Origin of the sequence: Stenotrophomonas sp. 24(2023) (assembly GCF_030913365.1) — a bacterium.
Lineage (GTDB): Bacteria > Pseudomonadota > Gammaproteobacteria > Xanthomonadales > Xanthomonadaceae > Stenotrophomonas.
This window is the reverse complement of sequence record NZ_CP133160.1, coordinates 82,218-101,326: the sequence shown is the minus strand read 5'-3', so window position 1 is coordinate 101,326 and position 19,109 is coordinate 82,218. Positions and strand designations below refer to the sequence as shown.

General features: G+C 68.0%; 13 protein-coding genes. 10 read left to right on the top strand and 3 right to left on the bottom strand.

Features of this window, described 5'->3' with window-relative positions; translation table 11 throughout:
- The first annotated feature begins 185 nt into the window (after positions 1 to 185).
- The 8 genes from Q9R17_RS00450 to Q9R17_RS00415 all read left to right on the top strand — a co-directional run bounded on the left by Q9R17_RS00450 (position 186) and on the right by Q9R17_RS00415 (position 13,821).
- A complete protein-coding gene (locus tag Q9R17_RS00450; protein WP_308156508.1) occupies positions 186 to 2,564 on the top strand; it encodes a Tex family protein in 2,379 nt (792 codons plus the stop codon).
- Between the two features lie 214 nt (positions 2,565 to 2,778).
- A complete protein-coding gene (locus Q9R17_RS00445) occupies positions 2,779 to 4,968 on the top strand; it encodes a PAS domain S-box protein (RefSeq protein WP_308156507.1) in 2,190 nt (729 codons plus the stop codon).
- Positions 4,969 to 5,063: 95 nt separating this feature from the next.
- Complete coding sequence (locus Q9R17_RS00440) at positions 5,064 to 5,747, top strand: response regulator transcription factor (RefSeq protein WP_308156506.1); 684 nt, start codon at positions 5,064 to 5,066, stop codon at positions 5,745 to 5,747.
- Complete coding sequence (locus Q9R17_RS00435) at positions 5,725 to 7,104, top strand: HAMP domain-containing sensor histidine kinase (RefSeq protein WP_308156505.1); 1,380 nt, start codon at positions 5,725 to 5,727, stop codon at positions 7,102 to 7,104. Before Q9R17_RS00440 ends, Q9R17_RS00435 begins: the two co-directional genes overlap by 23 nt.
- A gap of 623 nt (positions 7,105 to 7,727) precedes the next feature.
- On the top strand, positions 7,728 to 10,949 hold the full coding sequence (locus Q9R17_RS00430) for an efflux RND transporter permease subunit (protein WP_308156504.1): 3,222 nt from the start codon (positions 7,728 to 7,730) through the stop codon (positions 10,947 to 10,949).
- Positions 10,942 to 12,105 carry an efflux RND transporter periplasmic adaptor subunit gene (locus Q9R17_RS00425; RefSeq protein ID WP_308156503.1) on the top strand — a complete coding sequence of 388 codons (1,164 nt, stop codon included), beginning with the start codon at positions 10,942 to 10,944 and terminating at the stop codon, positions 12,103 to 12,105. The genes Q9R17_RS00430 and Q9R17_RS00425 overlap by 8 nt, the downstream gene beginning before the upstream one ends.
- Positions 12,092 to 13,495: an efflux transporter outer membrane subunit gene (locus Q9R17_RS00420; protein WP_308156502.1), complete on the top strand. Its 1,404-nt coding sequence runs from the start codon at positions 12,092 to 12,094 to the stop codon at positions 13,493 to 13,495. Before Q9R17_RS00425 ends, Q9R17_RS00420 begins: the two co-directional genes overlap by 14 nt.
- A 95-nt stretch (positions 13,496 to 13,590) precedes the next feature.
- A complete protein-coding gene (locus Q9R17_RS00415) occupies positions 13,591 to 13,821 on the top strand; it encodes a hypothetical protein (RefSeq protein WP_308156501.1) in 231 nt (76 codons plus the stop codon).
- A gap of 10 nt (positions 13,822 to 13,831) precedes the next feature.
- On the opposite strand, the gene Q9R17_RS00410 is transcribed toward Q9R17_RS00415, so the two are convergent.
- Positions 13,832 to 14,917: a DUF5694 domain-containing protein gene (locus tag Q9R17_RS00410; RefSeq protein ID WP_308156500.1), complete on the bottom strand. Its 1,086-nt coding sequence runs from the start codon at positions 14,915 to 14,917 to the stop codon at positions 13,832 to 13,834.
- Positions 14,918 to 15,334: 417 nt separating this feature from the next.
- Between Q9R17_RS00410 and Q9R17_RS00405 the strand changes: the two genes are divergently transcribed.
- Positions 15,335 to 17,185, top strand: a complete 1,851-nt coding sequence (locus Q9R17_RS00405; protein WP_308156499.1) for a methyl-accepting chemotaxis protein — start codon at positions 15,335 to 15,337, stop codon at positions 17,183 to 17,185.
- A 700-nt stretch (positions 17,186 to 17,885) separates the two neighbouring features.
- Here Q9R17_RS00405 and Q9R17_RS00400 read toward each other — a convergent pair.
- Together Q9R17_RS00400 and Q9R17_RS00395 are read right to left on the bottom strand one after the other, a co-directional pair.
- A complete protein-coding gene (locus tag Q9R17_RS00400) occupies positions 17,886 to 18,185 on the bottom strand; it encodes a hypothetical protein (RefSeq protein ID WP_308156498.1) in 300 nt (99 codons plus the stop codon).
- Between the two features lie 149 nt (positions 18,186 to 18,334).
- On the bottom strand, positions 18,335 to 18,679 hold the full coding sequence (locus Q9R17_RS00395; RefSeq protein ID WP_308156497.1) for a hypothetical protein: 345 nt from the start codon (positions 18,677 to 18,679) through the stop codon (positions 18,335 to 18,337).
- 151 nt (positions 18,680 to 18,830) lie between these two features.
- On the opposite strand from Q9R17_RS00395, the gene Q9R17_RS00390 reads away from it, so the two are divergent.
- Positions 18,831 to 19,064 (top strand): hypothetical protein, encoded by a 234-nt coding sequence (locus Q9R17_RS00390; protein ID WP_308156496.1) that lies wholly within the window; start codon positions 18,831 to 18,833, stop codon positions 19,062 to 19,064.
- Positions 19,065 to 19,109: the final 45 nt, after the last annotated feature.

Sequence of the window (19,109 nt, the reverse complement as noted above, 5' to 3'; positions counted from 1 at the left end):
CCCACCATCGCGCGCCCACGCCGGCATCCCAGCCCGGGCCTGTCCGAGCCCCACCGCCAGGATGCCGGCGTCCCCCGACGCCCGCCGGCCTGCCCGGCAAATTCCCCCCTGTCAACGGCTTTCCCCGCCCGCTGCGCATTGCCAGAATGGGGATTCGTTCCGTAACGCGGCCAAGACCGGAAGCAATGCAAGACGCCAAGCACGCGCTCGCCCAGCAGATCGCCCAGACCATTGCCGATGAGATCGGTGCCCAGTCCGCCCAGGTGCGCGCCGCCGTCGCGCTGCTTGATGAAGGCGCCAGCGTTCCGTTCATTGCCCGCTACCGCAAGGAAGTGACCGGCGGCCTGGACGACACCCAGCTGCGCAACCTGGAAACCCGCCTGACCTACCTGCGTGAACTGGAAGACCGCCGTGCCGCGGTGCTGGCCAGCATCCAGGAGCAGGGCAAGCTGACCGATGAACTGCGTCGCGACATCCTGGGCGCCGATACCAAGAGCCGGCTGGAAGACCTGTACCTGCCGTACAAGCCCAAGCGCCGCACGCGTGCGCAGATTGCCCGCGAAGCGGGGCTGGAGCCGCTGGCCGACGGCCTGCTGGCCGATCCGTCGCGCGAGCCGCAGGCCTTCGCCGCCGGGTTCGTCGATGCGGACAAGGGCGTCGCCGATACCAAGGCCGCGCTGGAAGGCGCCCGCGCGATCCTGATGGAGCGCTGGGGGGAAGATGCCGCGCTGGTCGGTGAACTGCGTACCTGGCTGGGCGGCAACGGTGTCATCCGCGCGCGCGTGGCCGAAGGCAAGGAGGCCGAAGGCGCGAAGTACCGCGATTACTTCGAGCATGCCGAGTCGCTGGCGAAGATCCCCTCGCACCGCCTGCTGGCCCTGTTCCGTGCCCGTCGCGAAGAGATCCTGTTCCTGGAGCTGGACCCGGGCAGCGATGCCGAGGCCGGCCACCAGTACGCTGAAGGCCGCGTGGCCCACAACGCCGGTATCCGCGATGCCGGCCGTGCCGGTGACCGCTGGCTGCTCGATGCCTGCCGCCTGACCTGGCGCGCCAAGCTGCACATGCACCTGCTGCTGGACCTGTTCAACCAGGCCCGCGAGAAGGCCGAGGCCGAGGCCATCGCCGTGTTCGGCGACAACCTCAAGGACCTGCTGCTGGCCGCACCGGCCGGCCCGAAGACCGTGCTGGGCCTGGACCCGGGCATCCGCACCGGCTGCAAGATCGCCGTGGTCGATGCCACCGGCAAGCTGGTGGCGACCGAGACCATCTACCCGCACGAGCCGCGCCGCCAGTGGGACGCGTCGCTGCAGACGATCAAGCAGCTGTGTGCCAAACACAACGTGGAGCTGATCGCGATCGGCAACGGCACCGCCAGCCGCGAGACCGACAAGCTGGCCGGTGAAGCGATCAAGGCCGCCGGCAACCCGAAGCTGCAGAAGGTGGTGGTCAGCGAAGCCGGTGCATCGGTGTACTCGGCCTCCGAATTCGCGGCCAAGGAGTTCCCGGGCCTGGACGTGTCGCTGCGTGGCGCGGTATCCATTGCCCGCCGCCTGCAGGACCCGCTGGCCGAGCTGGTCAAGATCGAACCCAAGGCGATTGGCGTGGGCCAGTACCAGCATGACGTCGACCAGTTCCGCCTGGCGCGCGCGCTGGACGCCCGCGTGGAGGACTGCGTGAACGCGGTCGGCGTGTACGTCAACACCGCCTCGGCCGCGCTGCTCTCGCGCGTGTCCGGCCTGTCGTCCACGGTGGCCGAGAACATCGTGCGCCACCGCGATGACAACGGCCCGTTCAAGCGCCGCAAGGACCTGCTGAAGGTGCCGCGGCTGGGCGAAAAGACCTTCGAGCAGTGCGCCGGCTTCCTGCGCATCGCCGATGGTGACCAGCCGCTGGACGCCTCGGCCGTGCACCCGGAAGCCTATCCGGTGGTCGAGCGCATCGTCGCGGCGACCGCGCGCCCGATCAAGGCGCTGATCGGCGACGGCAGCTTCCTGCGCGGGCTGAAGGCCGAGCAGTTCACCGATGCCACCTTCGGCGTGCCGACCGTGCGCGACATCCTGAAGGAGCTGGAGAAGCCCGGCCGCGACCCGCGCCCCGAGTTCAAGGCGGCACGCTTCGCCGAGGGCGTGGAGGACATCAAGGACCTGCGCGAAGGCATGGTGCTCGAAGGCGTGGTCAGCAACGTGGCCGCGTTCGGTGCGTTCGTCGATATCGGCGTGCACCAGGACGGCCTGGTCCACATCTCGGCGCTGTCGGACACCTTCGTCAAGGACCCGCGCGATGTGGTCAAGGCCGGCGACATCGTCAAGGTGAAGGTGCTGGAGGTGGACGTGGCGCGCAAGCGCATCGCGCTGACCCGGCGCCTGGACGATGTGCCGGGGCAGGCCACCAGCCGGCCGGGCCAGCGCGAGGAGCGCGGCCAGGGACAGGGGCCGCGCCGGGATGCAGGCGGCCCGAACCGTGGCCAGCCCCGCGGGCAGGGCGCTGGCGGCCGCCCCGCGCCGTCGGCGGCACCGGCCAACAACGCCCTGGCCGAGGCGTTTGCCCGCGCCAAGCGCAGCTGAGGGCAGCCGGTGCGGCCGGCGTGAAAGGCATGTGCAGGCGGGGGCGTATGCAGGCCCCCGCCGTTGGCGCACACTTGCCATCGTGAGGCGCGGCCGTGGCGGCCGCGCACGTTGGGCCGGGGAGGGCCATGACGCATCGCTTCGCCATTTCCTGTGCAGCCCGCGCCCCTGCGCCGCGGCCTGGCCTGCCCGCCTGCACGACGGGGGACGGCCGGTGAGTGGCACGGGCAACCTGCCGCAGGATCGCTCGCTGCTGGAACGGCGGCTGCAGGAGCTGGCCGAGGAGCGCCGGCGGCTGGCGATGATCATCGAAGGCACGGCGGCCGGCACCTGGGAATGGAACGTGCAGACCGGGCAGATGCGCATCAACGCGCGCTGGGCCGAGATTGTCGGGTACCGGCTGGAGGAACTGGAACCGGTCTGCCAGCAGACGTTCGTGCGGCTGGTACACCCGGACGACCTGGCCCTGTCCGATGCCGCGCTGCAGTCGCACTTCGATGGCCACACCGACAACTACGCCTGCCTGCTGCGCATGCGCCACAAGGACGGCCGCTGGATCTGGATCCACGACCGCGGCCGTGTCTACGAGTGGGATGGGCAGGGCCGGCCGCTGTGGATGGCCGGGGCCCATGCCGATGTGACCGAACTGCAGCAGGCCCGGCATGAAGCGGCCGAGATGCGCCAGCAGCTGCAGGCGCTGGTGGATGCGTCCGATGACGTGGCGGTGATCGCCACCGACACGCACGGTACCGTCACCCTGTTCAACACCGGTGCCGAGCGCCTGCTCGGTTACCGTGCCGAGGAGGTGGTGGGCATCGTCAATCCGGGTGTCTTCCATGATGCGGCGGAAATGCAGGTCTACCTGCAGGCCTTTGTCGGCAGCGATGGCACGTTGCCGAGCATCTTCGACGTGCTGACCGGCCAGGCGCAGGGACAGACCTTCTCGCACCGCTGGACCTTCGTGCGCAAGGATGGCACGCGCCGGCAGGTACGCCTGTCGATCAGCCCGATGCACGGTGCCGATGGCGACCGTATCGGCTACCTGGGCATGGCCATGGATATCACCGAGATGCTGCAGGTCCGCGCCGAAGCGCGGCTGGCGGCGGAAAAATTCGCCGGGGCATTCACCTCGGCGGCGCTGGGCATGGCGCTGGTGTCGCTGGAAGGGCGCTGGCTGGATGTCAACGATGCACTCTGCCGCATCCTGGGCTACTCGCGCGAGGAACTGCTGCAGGTTGATTTCCAGCGGCTGACCCATCCGGCCGATCTGAGTGCCGACCTGGCCCTGGTCGGTGACCTGCTGGCTGGCCGTCGCGCGCACTACCATATGGAAAAGCGCTACTTCGGCCGCGATGGCAACACCATCTGGGCGCGGCTGTCGGTATCGCTGGTGCGCAACGAGCAGGGCGAGCCGCTGCATTTCGTGTCGCAGATCCAGGACATCAGTGCCCAGCGCAGCAGTGAGCAGCGCCTGCTGGAAACCGAACAGCGCAGCCGCATCACCCTCGACGCAGTGGCCGACATGGTGCTCAGCGTCGCCCTCGATGGACGCATCGAATACGCCAACATGGCAGCCGTGCGCATGCTGTCCGCCGATGGTTCCAGTCCGCTGGCCGGCGCGCGGGTGCATGACGTGCTGGCCCTGACCACCGAATACGCCCCCGGGTCGGTGCTGGACGCGGACGTGCTGCTGGACCCGGACAGCAATGCCGTGGACCTGCATGCCGACCTGCTGCTGGGCCGGGGGGCCGATGCCCTGCCGGTGGACCTGACCCGGGCCTGGCTGCGTGATGACCAGGGCCAGGTCCGCGGTGCGGTCTGGGTGCTGCGTGATGCCACCCAGCAGCGCGCGCGGCAGCGCGAGGCCCGCCAGCTGGCTGAAATCGACCCGCTGACCGAACTGGGCAACCGGCGCGGTTTCGAGGCGCACCTGCAGCAGGCCATCACCCGGGTGGAGCGCACCGGGCAGGCGGCCTCGCTGATGTACATCGACCTGGACCAGTTCAAGACGGTCAATGATGGCTGGGGGCACCTGGCCGGCGATGCGGTGCTGTGGGCCGTGGCCAGCGTGCTGCGTGCCGGGGTGCGCGATTCGGATGTGGTGGCCCGCCTGGGCGGGGATGAATTCGCGGCCATCCTGCCCGGCTGCAGCCTGTCCCGCGCCAGCCGCATCGCCAATGAACTGGTCCGCACCCTGCAGGCGCTGGTGATCCCGTGGCAGGCGCAGGACCTGCGGGTCGGCGCCAGCATCGGCATCGCCGCGATCACCGCCGGCATGAGCGTGGACCAGGCCGTGGCCGCCGCCGACGCCCAGTGCTACCGGGCCAAGGCCCATGGGCGTGGCAACGTGCAGGTACAGGGGGAAGGGGGCGCACCGGGGGATGCCGCGGCGGGCGGGGGCTGAACCGGTCCTTGCCCGGCCTGCGGATGAAGGATGTTTCATTTGCCCGCCCGTGCCGATTTGGCGAGCATGGGCAGGTCTGGATTCCATAGGCCGCCATGCCGCGCGTACTGACCATCGAGGACGACGCCATCACCGCCCAGGAAATCATTGCCGAGCTGGGCAACCATGGCCTGCAGGTGGACTGGGTGGCCGATGGCCGCGAGGGCCTGGTCCGGGCAGCCAGCGGTGACTACGACGCCATCACCCTGGACCGCATGCTGCCCGGGCTGGACGGGCTGGCCATCGTCACCACCCTGCGCCGCATCGGCATCAGTACCCCGGTGCTGATGCTCAGCGCATTGTCGGACGTGGACGAGCGCGTGCGTGGCCTGCGCGCCGGCGGTGATGACTACCTGACCAAGCCGTTTGCTTCGGACGAGATGGCCGCGCGCGTGGAAGTGCTGCTGCGCCGCCGCCAGCAGCCCTCCAGCAACGAGACCGTACTGCGCGTGGGCGACCTGCAGCTGGACCTGCTGGCGCGCACCGCCCAGCGCGGCGGCCGCAGCCTGAGCCTGCTGCCGACCGAATTCAAGCTGCTTGAATACCTCATGCGCAACGCCGGGCAGGTACTGACCCGCATGATGCTGTTCGAGGAAGTGTGGGGTTACCACTTCGACCCGGGCACCAACCTGATCGACGTCCACATCGGCCGGCTGCGGCGCAAGCTCGACCTGGCCGGCGCGCCGTCGCTGATCCGTACCGTGCGTGGCACCGGCTATGTCCTCAGCGAAACTGTCTGACGGCTGGCGTTCGTCCAGCAGCCGCCTGCTGGGCCTGTACAGCCTGCTGTTCGTGGCCTGGTCGTGCGTGCTGCTGGGGGTGCTGTACTGGCGGGTGTCGTTGTACCTGGATGAGCTGGCGCAGTCGGCCGTGCTGCAGCGTGCCCACCTGTTCGAGCATTTCACCGGCGATGGCCTGGCCGAAGCGCTGCGCGAGAACCGCCGGTACGACGTGCATGGCATCGATGCCTACGGGTTGTTCAGCGCGCAGGGCGAACCGCTGGCCGGCGTGCTGCGCGCGTTGCCGCCGCAGCTGCCGCTCGATGGCAGCGTGCACCCGGTGGCAGGCCTGCCGTTCAACGATCCCAACGCGGCCAGCAAGCGCGGTGCCGGGCTGGCGATGCATACCCGCGACGGCCGCATCCTGGTGCTGGTGCGCTACAGCGGCCCGTTGAGCGAAGTGAACCATCTGATCGTCAATGCGCTGCTGTGGGGCGTGTCGCTGACCCTGCTGCCGGGCCTGCTGGGCTGGCTGCTGCTGCGGCGGCGTCCGCTGCGCCGCATCCAGGCGATCGAGCAGGCCACCGCGCGCATCGTCGCCGGCGATCTGGGCCAGCGCCTGCCGGTGGCCAACCGCCGCGATGAACTGGACATGCTGGCGGCCATCGTCAACGCCATGCTGGACCGCATCGAACAGCTGATGACCGAGGTCAAAGGGGTCTGCGACAACATCGCCCACGACCTGCGCACGCCGTTGACCCGGGTGCGTGCCCAGCTGTACCGCATGCGCCAGCAGCTTGATGATGGCCACCCGCAGGCGCAGCCGCTGGACCAGGTGCTGGAGGAAACCGACACCCTGATGGCACGCTTCCGCGCGCTGCTGCGTATTTCCGAACTGGAAGACCACCAGCGCCGCTCGTGCTTCGTGCAGCTGGCGCCGGACGCGCTGCTGCAGGAGATCCACGCCTTCTATGCACCGCTGGCCGAGGAAAAGGGCCAGTGGCTGCAGCTGGAGCTGGCCCCGGACCTGGCTGCCGTGGCCGGTGACCGGGGGTTGCTGTTCGAGGCTATCGGCAACCTGCTCGACAACGCCATCCGCTTCGCCCCGGAAGGGGGCCGCGTGCTGCTGCGGGCACGGGTGGAAGACGGGGCGACCTGCATCGAGGTGGGCGATTCCGGGCCGGGCATCCCCGAGGGTGAGCGCGCGGCGGTGTTCCAGCGTTTCCACCGCAGTGATGCCAGCCAGGGCGGCGGTTTCGGGTTGGGGCTGTCGATCGTGGCGGCCATTGCCGGGTTGCACGGGTTCCGGCTGGGGGTAGGGCAGTCGCCGCTGGGCGGGGCCAGTTTCAGCCTGCTGTGCCGGCCGCAGGTGCTGTAGGGGGAGGGGGCTTGTGCAGGGCTGCGCCCTGCACCCGCTGAGGCCCCTTCAACGTCAACGTCAACGTCAAAAGCTGGCTATCCGTGGGATGGCGGGGCGGTGTCGGAGTGCGGGGACGCCGCAAGTACGTCCGTGTAGGCTTGGCCGCGGCATCCATGCCGCGGACACCCCGCCCTCCGACACCGCCCCACCTCTGACAGATCCCCGCGATCGGGTAGATCCACGCCATGCGTGGATGCCTTTCGGTGAATCATCGAAATATTCGATTTCGATTGAGATTCATCCACGCATGGCGTGGATCTACAGGCCATTGGGAAATTGTCGAAGGCGGGGTGGGTCCGGTTGAGGGGGTGTGAGCGGCATGGATGCCGCGACCAAGCCCCCATGGATGGGTTTACGGCGTCCCCCTCAACCGGACCCACCCCGCCATCCCACGGGATGCCAGCCTTTGACGTTGACGTTGACGTTGACGGGGGCCTCTGCGGGTGCAGGGCGCAGCCCTGCCTCGACACCCCGTTCATGAAATAAGTTTCATCCGCGGCACAGCTTTGTTTTAACCGCCAGCGCCGATACTTTCCGGCCTGCGCTGCCCGCGGTGGGCATTCGCACTGCTGGAGAGCTGCATGCTCGGCTTGGTCAGGACCGCGCTCAACAAGCCTTACACCTTCGTGGTGATGGCCATCTTCATCTGCATCGTCGGTCCGCTCAGTGCACTGCGTACCCCCACCGATGTGTTCCCCGATATCGGCATCCCGGTCATCGCCGTGGTCTGGCAGTACACCGGCCTGTCCCCCGATGCCATGTCCGGGCGCGTGGTCTCGCCCTACGAGCGTGCCCTGAGCACCACCGTCAACGATATCGAGCACATCGAATCGCAGTCGCTGGCCGGCATGGGCGTGGTCAAGGTGTTCTTCCAGCCCGGCGTGGACATCCGCACCGCCAACGCGCAGATCACCGCCATCTCGCAGACCATCGTCAAGCAGATGCCGGCCGGCATGACCCCGCCGCTGATCCTCAACTACAGCGCCTCCACCGTGCCGGTGCTGCAGATGGCGTTCTCCAGCCCGACACTGGGCGAATCGCAGATCCGCGATCTGGCGCAGAACACGGTCCGTCCTCCGCTCACCGCGATTCCCGGCCTGGCCATCCCGGCGCCGTATGGTGGCAAGCAGCGCCAGATCACCCTGGACCTGGACCCGCAGGCGCTGGCCGCCAAGGGCCTGTCGGCGCAGGACGTAGGCAATGCGCTGGCCGCGCAGAACCAGATCACCCCGGTCGGTACGGCCAAGCTGGGCGGCAACGAATTCACCGTGCTGCTCAACAACAGCCCCAGCGAGATCCAGGCGCTGAACGACCTGCCCATCCGCACCGTCAACGGCGCGGTGGTCACCATCGGCCAGGTCGCGCATGTGCGTGATGGTTCGCCACCGCAGACCAACATCGTGCGCGTCAACGGCGGGCATTCGGTACTGATGTCGGCGCTGAAGAACGGTGATGCCTCCACGCTTACCCTCGTCAGCCGCATCCGCCAGCTGTTGCCGAAGATCGGTGAGACCCTGCCGCCGTCGCTGAAGATCTCGCTGCTGGGCGATGCCTCCACCTTCGTGCGTGAATCGATCAGCAGCGTGGCCCGCGAAGGCATCATCGCCGCGCTGCTGACCAGTGTGATGATCCTGGTGTTCCTCGGCAGCTGGCGTTCGACGGTCATCATTGCCGCCTCGATCCCGCTGGCGGTGCTCTCGGCCATCGCCCTGCTGTCGGTCAGCGGGCAGACCCTGAACGTGATGACCCTGGGCGGCCTGGCGCTGGCCGTGGGCATCCTGGTGGACGATGCCACGGTCACCATCGAGAACGTCAACTGGCATCTGGAACAGGGCAAGGGCGTGCGCGAGGCGATCCTCGATGGTGCCGCGCAGATCGTCGGCCCGGCCTTTGTCTCGCTGCTGTGCATCTGCATCGTGTTCGTGCCGATGTTCCTGCTCGACGGCATCGCCGGCTACCTGTTCCGGCCGATGGCGCTGGCGGTGATCTTCGCGATGGGCAGCTCGTTCGTGCTTTCGCGCACCCTGGTGCCGACCATGGCGCTGTACCTGCTCAAGCCGCACCGCGTGGAAGGCGGCACCGGGCACCACCCGGAAGATGCCTTCCTCAACCACCACGAAGGCGACCACCCGCAGCCCCGGCACGCACGCATCACCGCTGTGCTGGTGCGCTGGCAGCAGCGTTTCGAGGCCGGGTTCTCGGCCGTGCGCGATCGCTACCATGCGCTGCTGGGGCTGGCACTGGCCAACCGCCGCCGCTTCCTGCTCGGCTTCATGGCATGCGTGCTGGTGTCCTTCGCGCTGCTGCCCACCCTGGGCCAGGATTTCTTCCCGGCCACCGAGTCCAGTGCACTGTCGATGCACGTGCGCCTGCCGCTGGGCACGCGCATCGAGGAAACCGCCGCCGCCTTCGACCACATCGAGGCACGCATCCGCCAGGTGGTGCCGCCGTCCGAGATCGACGCCATCGTCGACAACATCGGCCTTCCGATCACCGGCATCAACATGGCCTACAGCGCCAGCGGCACCATCGGCGCGCAGGACGGTGACATCCAGGTCTCGCTGAAGCCGGGCCATGGCGATACGGCCGAGTACCAGCGCCGCCTGCGCGAGGTGCTGCCGGCCGCGTTCCCGGGCACCGGCTTCGCCTTCCTGCCGGCCGATACCAGCAGCCAGATCCTGAACTTCGGTGCGCCGGCGCCGCTGGATGTGCGCATCGCCGGTCCCGATGCCGCGGGTAACCGGGCCTATGCGCAGGAACTGCAGCGCCGCCTGCGCCATGTGCCGGGGCTGGTCGACGTGCGCCTGCAGCAGCCCGATGGCTACCCGACCCTGACCGTGGATGTGGACCGCCTGCGGGCCAACGGCCTGGGCATCACCGAGCGCGACGTCACCAACAGCATGGTGGCCTCGCTGGCCGGCAGCGGGCAGGTCGCGCCGACCTTCTGGCTGAGCCCGAAGAACGGCATTTCCTACAACGTGGTCGCGGCCACACCGCAGTACCGCATGGACAGCCTGGCCGCGCTGCAGGCGTTGCCGGTGACCGGTGCCCCCGGCAGCCCCTCGCAGGTGCTTGGTGGCCTGGCCGACATCCAGCGCGGGGCCAGTTCGGCGGTGGTGACCCACTACAACGTGCAGCCGACGCTGGATGTGTACGCCAGCGTGCAGGGGCGTGATCTGGGCGCGGTCGCCGCCGATGTGCAGACGATCATCGACAGCATGGCCAGCCAGCGCCCGCGCGGCACCGAGGTTGGCCTGCATGGGCAGATCGATGCGCTGCATGTGGCCTTCACCGGCCTGGGCTACGGCCTGCTCGGCGCCATCGTGCTGATCTACCTGCTGATCGTCATCAACTTCCAGTCCTGGACCGACCCGTTCGTGATCATCACCGCGCTGCCGGCAGGGCTGGCGGGCGTGGTGTGGATGCTGTTCCTGACCCACACCACGCTGTCGGTGCCGGCGCTGACCGGTGCGATCCTGTGCATGGGCGTGGCCACGGCGAACTCGATCCTGGTGGTCAGCTTCTGCCGCGAGCGTCTGGCCGTGCATGGCGATGCTGCCAAGGCCGCGCTGGAAGCCGGCTTCACCCGCTTCCGCCCGGTCTGCATGACCGCGCTGGCGATGATCCTGGGCATGTTGCCGACCGCGCTGTCGGCCGAGCAGAACGCGCCGCTTGGGCGCGCTGTCATCGGCGGCCTGCTGCTGGCCACCTGCGCCACGCTGCTGTTCGTGCCGGTGGTGTTCGCCCTGGCCCACTCACGCAAGACCCGTACCGCCCCCGCCGGAGAGCCCCTGCATGTCTGACGCTTCCTTGCCGCAGGCGCCGCTGCGCCGTCGTCTGATCCTTGGCGCTGCGATCGCCGTGGCGCTGGTGGCCGCTGGCCTGGCGCTGCGCGCGCAGCAGGCGCATGCGGTGGTCGAATGGACCGAGCGCCAGGCCGAACCGGCCGTGCAGGTGGTCACCGCCGGTGCCAAGGGCAGCGAGGCGTCGATGACCCTGCCGGCGCACCTGACCGCCTGGACCGAAGCACCGATCCACGCGCGCGTGGGCGGCTACCTGAAGTCCTGGAATGCCGACATCGGCCAGGCGGTGAAGGCCGGGCAGGTGCTGGGTGTGATCGACAGCCCGGAGCTGGACCAGCAGATCGCCCAGGCGCATGCCCACCTGCTGCAGGCGCAGGCTGACGCCAAGCTGGCCCAGGTCAGCGCCGAGCGCTGGGCGGGCATGCTGGCCAGCCACTCGGTATCGCGCCAGGAAGCCGATGAGAAGCACGCCAACGCGCTGGCCGCCCAGGCGAATGTGGAAGCGGCGCAGGCTGACTACGCGCGATTGCAGGAGCTGGGCCGCTACCGCACCCTGCGGGCGCCGTTCGATGGCACCGTCACCGCGCGTCTGACCGACGTGGGCCAGCTGATCCGCGCCGATGACGCCGGCAAGGAACTGTTCGATGTGGCCGATACGCGCCGCCTGCGCCTGATGGTGCCGGTACCGCAGAACAGCGCGGCCAGCATCCAGCCGGGCCTGCAGGCAACGCTGCAGGTACCGGGGCAGGCGGGGCGCCGCTTCACCGCCACGCTGCAGGGCGATTCCAGTGCGATCGACCGCAGCTCCGGCACACTGCTGGCGCAGTTCGTGGTCGACAACGCCGATGGCGCACTGCTGCCCGGCAGCTATGCCGAAGTGACCCTGCCGCAGGCGAGCGCCGGCGAGGGTGTCAGCGTGCCGGCCGAAGTGCTGATCTTCCGTGCCAAGGGCACCCAGGTGGCGGTGGTCGATGACAAGGGCATCGTGCATCTGCGCGACATCCACATCGCCAACGACCTGGGCAGCACCTTGCGCATCGATCATGGCCTGCAGGCCGGGGAACGGGTGATTCCCAATCCGCCCGATGCGCTGCGCGAGGGCGATCACGTGCGCGTGGTTGCCGGTGAGCAGGAGCCGGCCCATGCGCGCGGTTGATGGCTGCGCCGCTGCAGTGGCGCTGGCGTTGCTGCTGGGGGGCTGTTCGCTGGCGCCCACCTACACGGTACCGGCGGTGGCGATGCCGGCCGGCTATGAACAGGTGACGACCGGCGCGACGGCACCGCTGGCCCCGGACTGGTGGCGGCTGTTCCAGGACCCGGTACTGGACCAGCTGCAGCAGCAGTTGCACGACGCCAACCCCAGCATCGCCCTGGCCGTGGCGCACTACGATGCTGCACGGGCGGCGGCGGGTGAGGCGGCCTCCGCACGCGCGCCGCAGGTGGGCTTCAGCACCGGCCCGGTGCGCCAGCGGCAGTCCGACGACAAGCCGTTGCGCAGTGCCACCCAGCCGGCCATCTATGACAGCAACAGCGCCAGCGTCTCGCTGTCCTTCGACCTGGACCTGTGGGGACGCCTGCGCAATGCCGCCCTAGCCGGGCATGCCCGCGCCGAGGCCAGTGCCGATGATCTGGCGGTCGCACGCCTGAGCCTGTCGCAGCAGCTGGCCGGCCTGTACCTGCAGCTGCGCGGCACGCAGGCCCAGCAGGCGATCCTGCGCGACAGCATCGCCGACTACCGGCAGGCACTGGCGTTGACCGAAGACCGCTACCGCGGCGAGATCGCCTCGGAGCTGGATGTCGCCCGCGCCCGCCACCAACTGGCCAGCGCACAGGCGGATCTGGATGCGCTCGATGCCCGCCACGATCTGCTGCGCCATGCCTTGGCCGAACTGGTCGGGGCACCCGCGACCGGTTTCGTGGTGGCCGACACCGCGCAGGCGCCCGCGTTGCCCGCAGTGCCGGCGGATCTGCCCAGTACCTTGCTGCAGCATCGCCCGGATATCGCCGCCGCCGAACGGCGTGTGTTCGCCGCCAATGCCGGCATCGGCGTGGCCCGCGCGGCCTGGTTCCCGCAGCTCAGTCTGACCGGCCTGCTGGGCGGCCAGACCTCGGGCAGCAGCGCGTTGCTGGATGCGGGCAACCGGGTCTGGGCGCTCGGGCCGCTGGCCGCGTTGACGGTGTTCGATGGCGGGCGGCGCAAGGCGGCCAAGGCCGGGGCGTATGCCGAATTCGATGCCGCATCCGCGCAGTACCGCGCGACGGTGCTGGCGGCGATCCGCCAGGTGGAAGACCAGCTCAGCCAGCTGCAGCGCCTGGCCGCACAGCGTGGCCATGAAGAAGATGCCGTGGACGCCGCGCGCCGCGCCGAGCAGATTGCCCATGACCGCTATGCCGGTGGTGCGGTGAGTTATCTGGACGTGGTCAGCGCACAGAACGATGCCCGCCAGGCGCAGCTGGGCCTGCAGGACATCCTCAGCCGCCAGCTGCAGGCCAGTGCTGCACTGATGGCGGCGCTGGGCGGCGGCTGGCAGGCGGCCGCACCCTAGCGCGCGGCGCAGCGGCTACCGCGCCACCGGATCTCAGCCTGTGAGAGGGGCGGGCGGAACAATGCCGCCAACGCCCACCGGCAGGAGAATCCGTCATGCCCCCCTGGAACCGCGATGTTCTTGCTGCCTATGCCCCCGCCGTGGTCGGCTGGGTGCTGGCCCTGGCCGGCTGGCTGCGCCTGGAGCAGCTGCGCACCGATCTGCAGGCACAGGCGCTGGTGCCTGCGCTGCAGTGGGGTGTATGCGTGGCCCTGCTGGCCACGCTGGGCGGCATCCTTGCCACCAGCGCAAGGCTCTGGCGTGCGGGCCGCCGCGACGGCCGTTGAATCGATGCCGTCAGCGCAGCACCGCCTGCGCATCGACCAGCTGCACGTCGTGCATCAGGTTGAGGTAGGCGTCGTAGTAGCCCTTGTGCGAAGCACCGACCAGTGCCAGCAGGCGCGTGCCGGGGCGGTGCGCCAGCACATCGCGGATGTTGGCGACCATGCGCAGGTTGCGCGTTTCCCAGTAGCCCACGTACAGGCGGCCGATGGACTGGGCCGAGGGTTCGACCAGTGCCGCGCCGAAATCGGCCTGGTAGGCCAGCATCGGCCAGGCCGGATCGTTGTAGGCACGATAGAGCGCAACCACGCCATCAGGGCGTGCAAGACCGTCCATCAACTGCTGGTCGCGTGCGCGGCGTGCGCGTGCATAGGGGTTGTCCCAGGCCTTGGTGACCGCCTCCCGCCATGCGTCCGGATCGGGGTAGTCGCTGTCTGCGGAGTGGTCATCCACGCTCCATAACCGTTCCAGCCCCAACCGCGCGGCCAGCACCGCCGCGACCTGTTCGGTTTCATTGCGGCGTGCCTTCCGGCTGCGCAGGGCGGCTACCAGCGTGTCGTCCAGCCCGTCCCCGGCGGTGCGCTCGTGCAGCGGCAGCCGCAGCCATTGCACCAGGGCCGAGGCCGGTTCGCCCGCCGCCAGGAACACCGCGGCCAGGCGGCGGCGCTGCGCCGCAGGCGGTTGTGCCGGCCACTGCGCCAACAGGCGTTCGGCTTCGGCATTGGCGGCCGGCACGTCCAGTCCGGTGGCGCTGGCCGCCGCCTGCGTATCGGCGCAGTAATCCTCGATGGTCGAGGCATACCGTGACGGATAGCGGCGCAGGCTGTCGCACTGTAGTCCGGACACGCGCTCGATGGCGATGGCATCGGGTTTCCAGCCCTGCAGGCGCTGCAGCAGCGGTTCCAGCATCGGCAACTGGAAGCTGTCGGGCAGGGAAGACAGATGGGGCGAGCCCAGCACCAGTACCTGGTTCGGCGCGCCCACGGGCGGCCCCTTGAGCTGTTCGGGACGGAAGGCCGGGCGGTAGCCCTGTGCCAGTACCGTGGTGGCCAGGCCTGCGCCCAGGGCCAGTGTTGCTGCCTGCATGATCCATCGCCTCATCGAGTGCTCCTGTTGCCGGCGTGCGATGCGGCGCACGCCGTGAAGGCATCGTTGCGCAGAAGGCATGGCCGGCCATCGCCCGTTGGTCATTGCAACCTTTTGCCCCGCTGCTGCATCGGCCACGCGTTGACACCGTCTGCACGCGATCGTGATAAGACTGAATTGCTCAGTGAAGCGGTTGTTTTCACAGGGGAAAATGCTCAAGTCCGGCTTCAGTGGCGCCGATACCGTCCGTGGAGCCGGGTTGCACCGTGTTCACTGCCCCGGGCGCCCTGATGGAACAGGGTTTGCATCACGCAGATCGCAGGAGCGACGCAACTCGTTTACGTCGTCGTAGTCCACGCCACCGTGGCGACCGTTGCCGGGCATCGTGCCCGCGATACGCCATTTCGCCCATCGGACACCGAGGAACAGAGGATGCTCACTTCAGGTATGCATGCGCCACTGCCGGCGCCGGCAACGCAGTCGACGTCATGGGCGCCCTTGCGCGCATTGGCGGGTTCGCGCTTGTTCCGCCGTACCCGCGAGGCGGCCACCACGACGCAGCGGCGCGTTGCCGAGCTGGAAGCCCAGGTGCAGGCACTGCATCGCGTGCAGGCTGTCATCGAATTCGACCTGCAGGGCACCATCCTCACCGCCAACGGGAATTTCCTGCAGGCCGTGGGCTACACGCTGGACGAAATCCAGGGCCGGCACCATTCGATGTTCGTCGAGCCGGCGCAGGCCAGCAGTACCGAGTACCGTGAGTTCTGGGCACGCCTGGGCCGTGGCGAACTCGATGCCGGACGCTATCGCCGGCTGGGCAAGGACGGCCGCGAGCTGTGGATCCAGGCCTCCTACAACCCCGTGCTCGATGCCAGTGGCCGCCCGTACAAGGTGGTCAAGTTCGCCACCGACATCACCGCGCAGATGCTGCAGAACGCGGATGTGTCGGGCCAACTGGCGGCGATCAACAAGTCGCAGGCGGTGATTGAATTCGATCTGCGCGGCACCATCCTTGCCGCCAACGAGAACTTCCTTGCCACCACCGGCTATACGCTCGAGGACGTGCGTGGCAAGCACCACAGCCTGTTCGTCGATGCGGCGTACCGCACAAGCGAGGAGTACCGCCGCTTCTGGGAAAAGCTCGGGCGAGGCGAATACGATGCCGGCCAGTACCGCCGTATCGGCAAGGATGGCCAGGACATCTGGATCCAAGCGTCGTACAACCCGATCCTGGACATGAACGGCCGGCCGTTCAAGGTGGTCAAGTACGCCACCGATGTCACCGCCAAGGTGCGCGAAGCGCAGGCGATGGAGCAGGCGGTGGCCGAAACGCGCGCGGTGGTCGCGGCCGCGCAGGCTGGTGACCTCACCCGGCACGTGCCGACCGAGGGCAAGCAGGGACCGATCGCGGAATTGTGCGAAGGCATCAACGCATTGGTCGCGGCGATGTCCACCATCATCGGCCAGATCAAGTTCGCGGCCGACACGATTGCCGTGGGGGCCAGCGAAATCGCCCAGGGCAATTCGGATCTGTCCCAGCGCACCGAACAGCAGGCGGCCACGCTGGAAGAAACCGCCGTGTCGATGAAGGGGCTGGCCAGCACCGTGCAGCAGACCGCGCACAACGCCCGCCAGGCCAGCGCATTGGCCAGCGGCGCAGTGGATGTGGCCGCGCAGGGCGGGCAGGTCGTGCATGAGGTGGTGGCCACGATGGCGCTGATCAATGCCTCGTCGCGGCGCATCGTGGACATCATCGGTGTCATCGATGGCATCGCCTTCCAGACCAACATCCTGGCGCTGAACGCGGCGGTGGAAGCCGCGCGTGCCGGCGAGCACGGCCATGGCTTTGCCGTGGTGGCCGGTGAGATCCGCTCGCTGTCGCAGCGGTCGGCCAGCGCCGCCAAGGAGATCAAGCAGCTGATCAGCGATTCGGTGGAAAAGGTCGGCGCAGGCACCGGCCAGGTCGAAAGTGCCGGGCGCACCATGGACGAGATCGTGGTCAACGTGCGCCGCGTGAGCGACCTGATGAATGAGATCAGCGCGGCCGCCCAGCAGCAGAGTGATGACATCCAGCAGATGAACCTGGCCGTGGACGTGATCGACCAGGGCACACAGCAGAATGCCGCGCTGGTGGAAGAAGCGTCGGCCGCCGCGCGCAGCATGGAAGAACAGTCCAACCAGCTGCTCGATACCGTGGCTGCGTTCCGTGTCGCCGGTGCGCAGGGCAGCCACCAGGTGCCGGCAGCGGGCGGGCAGGGCGGGCGTACGCTGCGCCTTGTGTGAGTTCAGGGGAGAGGACGGGAAGGCGGCAGGCCGGGCGGGGAGCCCGGTCTGCCGGTGTCACGCAGCAGGCGCCTGGCCTGTCTGGAGATCCAGGCAGAACGGTCGCCAGCCGCCGGGTGGATCCCACTCGCCCTCACCGCTGATCTGCCCGTGCTGTGCGGCCCGGACGACAATGCCATCCACGCCCAGTGCGCCTGTGTGCCAGCGCAGTTGGCCGGCACTGCCGACGTTGGGATGCCGGAGTGATGCAGGCGCCAGGGGGAGCATGCCGCTGTGGCCGGGGCGGTTGTCCCGGAAATGCAGAAGGCCAGGTCGGGGACCTGGCCTTTGATGCAGTGGTGCCGGTGAAAGGCACTTCGGCGCTGATTTCGTGAAAGCCCGCCATGCCCCGATAGCAGCCGAAATGCTTGCGCGGCAAGGGTTTCGCCTGCATCTGCAAACGCGCGATACCCCGCTGTGAAACGGCTTAGGGCGCGCGCCGGCGCCCATAGCAGCGCCCGGCCGGGTCGCCTCGTCACGCCGCTGCAACGCCCGCTGCGGCGCAATGGCGCCATGTGCTATTCCGCCCAGAACCAGATGCTGGTCCGCATGACCGGCGCCACGATCTTGCTGGACGAGTTCGCCCGGCTGTACATCCACGACGAGGGGAAGAAGCGGCCCTAGACGCCCAAGGCCATGGACGATGCGTTCATTGCGGATCCTAGAGATCTAGGGGCTCGTCTGGCTTAGGATCAAAGAGCGCCAGCAGCCGCTCACGGCGGCACTGCTCAAGCCAGTGATGCCAGATCTCTATTTCATCCATCAATCCTGTGGCTCCACAGGCTTGGCACGTGAGCGTGGTTCCCTTCAGGCCGGTTTGAAACCCTGCGTCTTCAGTCATTGATGATCTAAGACCGCAGCTTTTACAGGTTGAACGAATCTGCTCCAGCCGAATGATCGCGCCATTGAGCGCAAGGAGTGGCAGGATCGTGTGGATCCTGAAGGCGTTGGGAGGGTTCATGGCCGTGCCGTTGAGGGGCTGGACACGGGAGCAAAGGATTCTGCGCCGGAGAAGAGCCGCGAGCCGGAAGTGTGCGCCACGCAAAGTGAACCCCTCATCACAGCGGGCTGAATCGGCAGGCAGGTTGAGCGCGGTTCTGTTGCGTTTGACTAAGTTGGAACTGCACCGCTTTTGCTGATTCGGGCTATGCGGATGATCTTGCTCGTAGCATTGGGCGGGGCCGATAGCAGGTCCCAACAACCGCTTGCGATTTGATCAGAACCGATATTTCCTCGCAGGCTTGGTCGCTTTGAGAGACGTATCTGCAGATCTTCAAGCCATGCTGAGCGCGTGCCATGGGGATCCCTGACATAGATGTCACAGGCCAGACGAATCACCGGATCTACCTCATGCCGGAAATTTATCGCAGGCAGCTTTCCCAGCTTGAATTCGGCCGCCCAATGCCTCAACTCGCGCTCAACATCGACTAAGTCCTTGTTACGTTCAAGTTCCATGTCGGTTCTCCTCTAGAACAGTCACCGTACACCCTTCCCATTGGCCTGCCTGTTCATGGAGCCCGTTCATCGAACTGCATTCTTCCCACATCTGCATAACCTGCGTACTGCCACTGTTGCTGGGCAGCACTCGGCTGCACTGGAGCATCAGATGAACAACACCACGAAGAACTCGCGTTCCAATGAGGAGGGCGCGCAGTCCTCGGTCAACTTCTCCGGTCAGCAGAAGCCGGTCGAGGGAAACGAACCCGAAAGTGACGACGCACAGCAGAAGCAACGGCAGCAGGAGCAGCGCGACAAGGAAGAACAGGGTGGCCAGCAGGGTGGCCAGCAGCGCCCAGGGCAGGGCGGGCAGAACGCACCGGGCCGGGATGCCCGTCGCTGAAGATGAAGATGAGGCCGCGCATTGCGCGGCTTTGTTGAATAGGAG

Bases quoted from the DNA above. Each gene is read 5' to 3' on its own strand.
- Q9R17_RS00415 (WP_308156501.1), top strand. From the start codon at position 13,591: ATGCCCCCCTGGAACCGCGATGTTCTTGCTGCCTATGCCCCCGCCGTG.
- Q9R17_RS00410 (WP_308156500.1), bottom strand. From the start codon at position 14,917: ATGAGGCGATGGATCATGCAGGCAGCAACACTGGCCCTGGGCGCAGGC.
- Q9R17_RS00395 (WP_308156497.1), bottom strand. From the start codon at position 18,679: ATGGAACTTGAACGTAACAAGGACTTAGTCGATGTTGAGCGCGAGTTG.
- Q9R17_RS00440 (WP_308156506.1), top strand. From the start codon at position 5,064: ATGCCGCGCGTACTGACCATCGAGGACGACGCCATCACCGCCCAGGAA.
- Q9R17_RS00450 (WP_308156508.1), top strand. From the start codon at position 186: ATGCAAGACGCCAAGCACGCGCTCGCCCAGCAGATCGCCCAGACCATT.
- Q9R17_RS00400 (WP_308156498.1), bottom strand. From the start codon at position 18,185: ATGAACCCTCCCAACGCCTTCAGGATCCACACGATCCTGCCACTCCTT.
- Q9R17_RS00430 (WP_308156504.1), top strand. From the start codon at position 7,728: ATGCTCGGCTTGGTCAGGACCGCGCTCAACAAGCCTTACACCTTCGTG.
- Q9R17_RS00405 (WP_308156499.1), top strand. From the start codon at position 15,335: ATGCTCACTTCAGGTATGCATGCGCCACTGCCGGCGCCGGCAACGCAG.
- Q9R17_RS00435 (WP_308156505.1), top strand. From the start codon at position 5,725: ATGTCCTCAGCGAAACTGTCTGACGGCTGGCGTTCGTCCAGCAGCCGC.
- Q9R17_RS00420 (WP_308156502.1), top strand. From the start codon at position 12,092: ATGCGCGCGGTTGATGGCTGCGCCGCTGCAGTGGCGCTGGCGTTGCTG.
- Q9R17_RS00390 (WP_308156496.1), top strand. From the start codon at position 18,831: ATGAACAACACCACGAAGAACTCGCGTTCCAATGAGGAGGGCGCGCAG.
- Q9R17_RS00425 (WP_308156503.1), top strand. From the start codon at position 10,942: ATGTCTGACGCTTCCTTGCCGCAGGCGCCGCTGCGCCGTCGTCTGATC.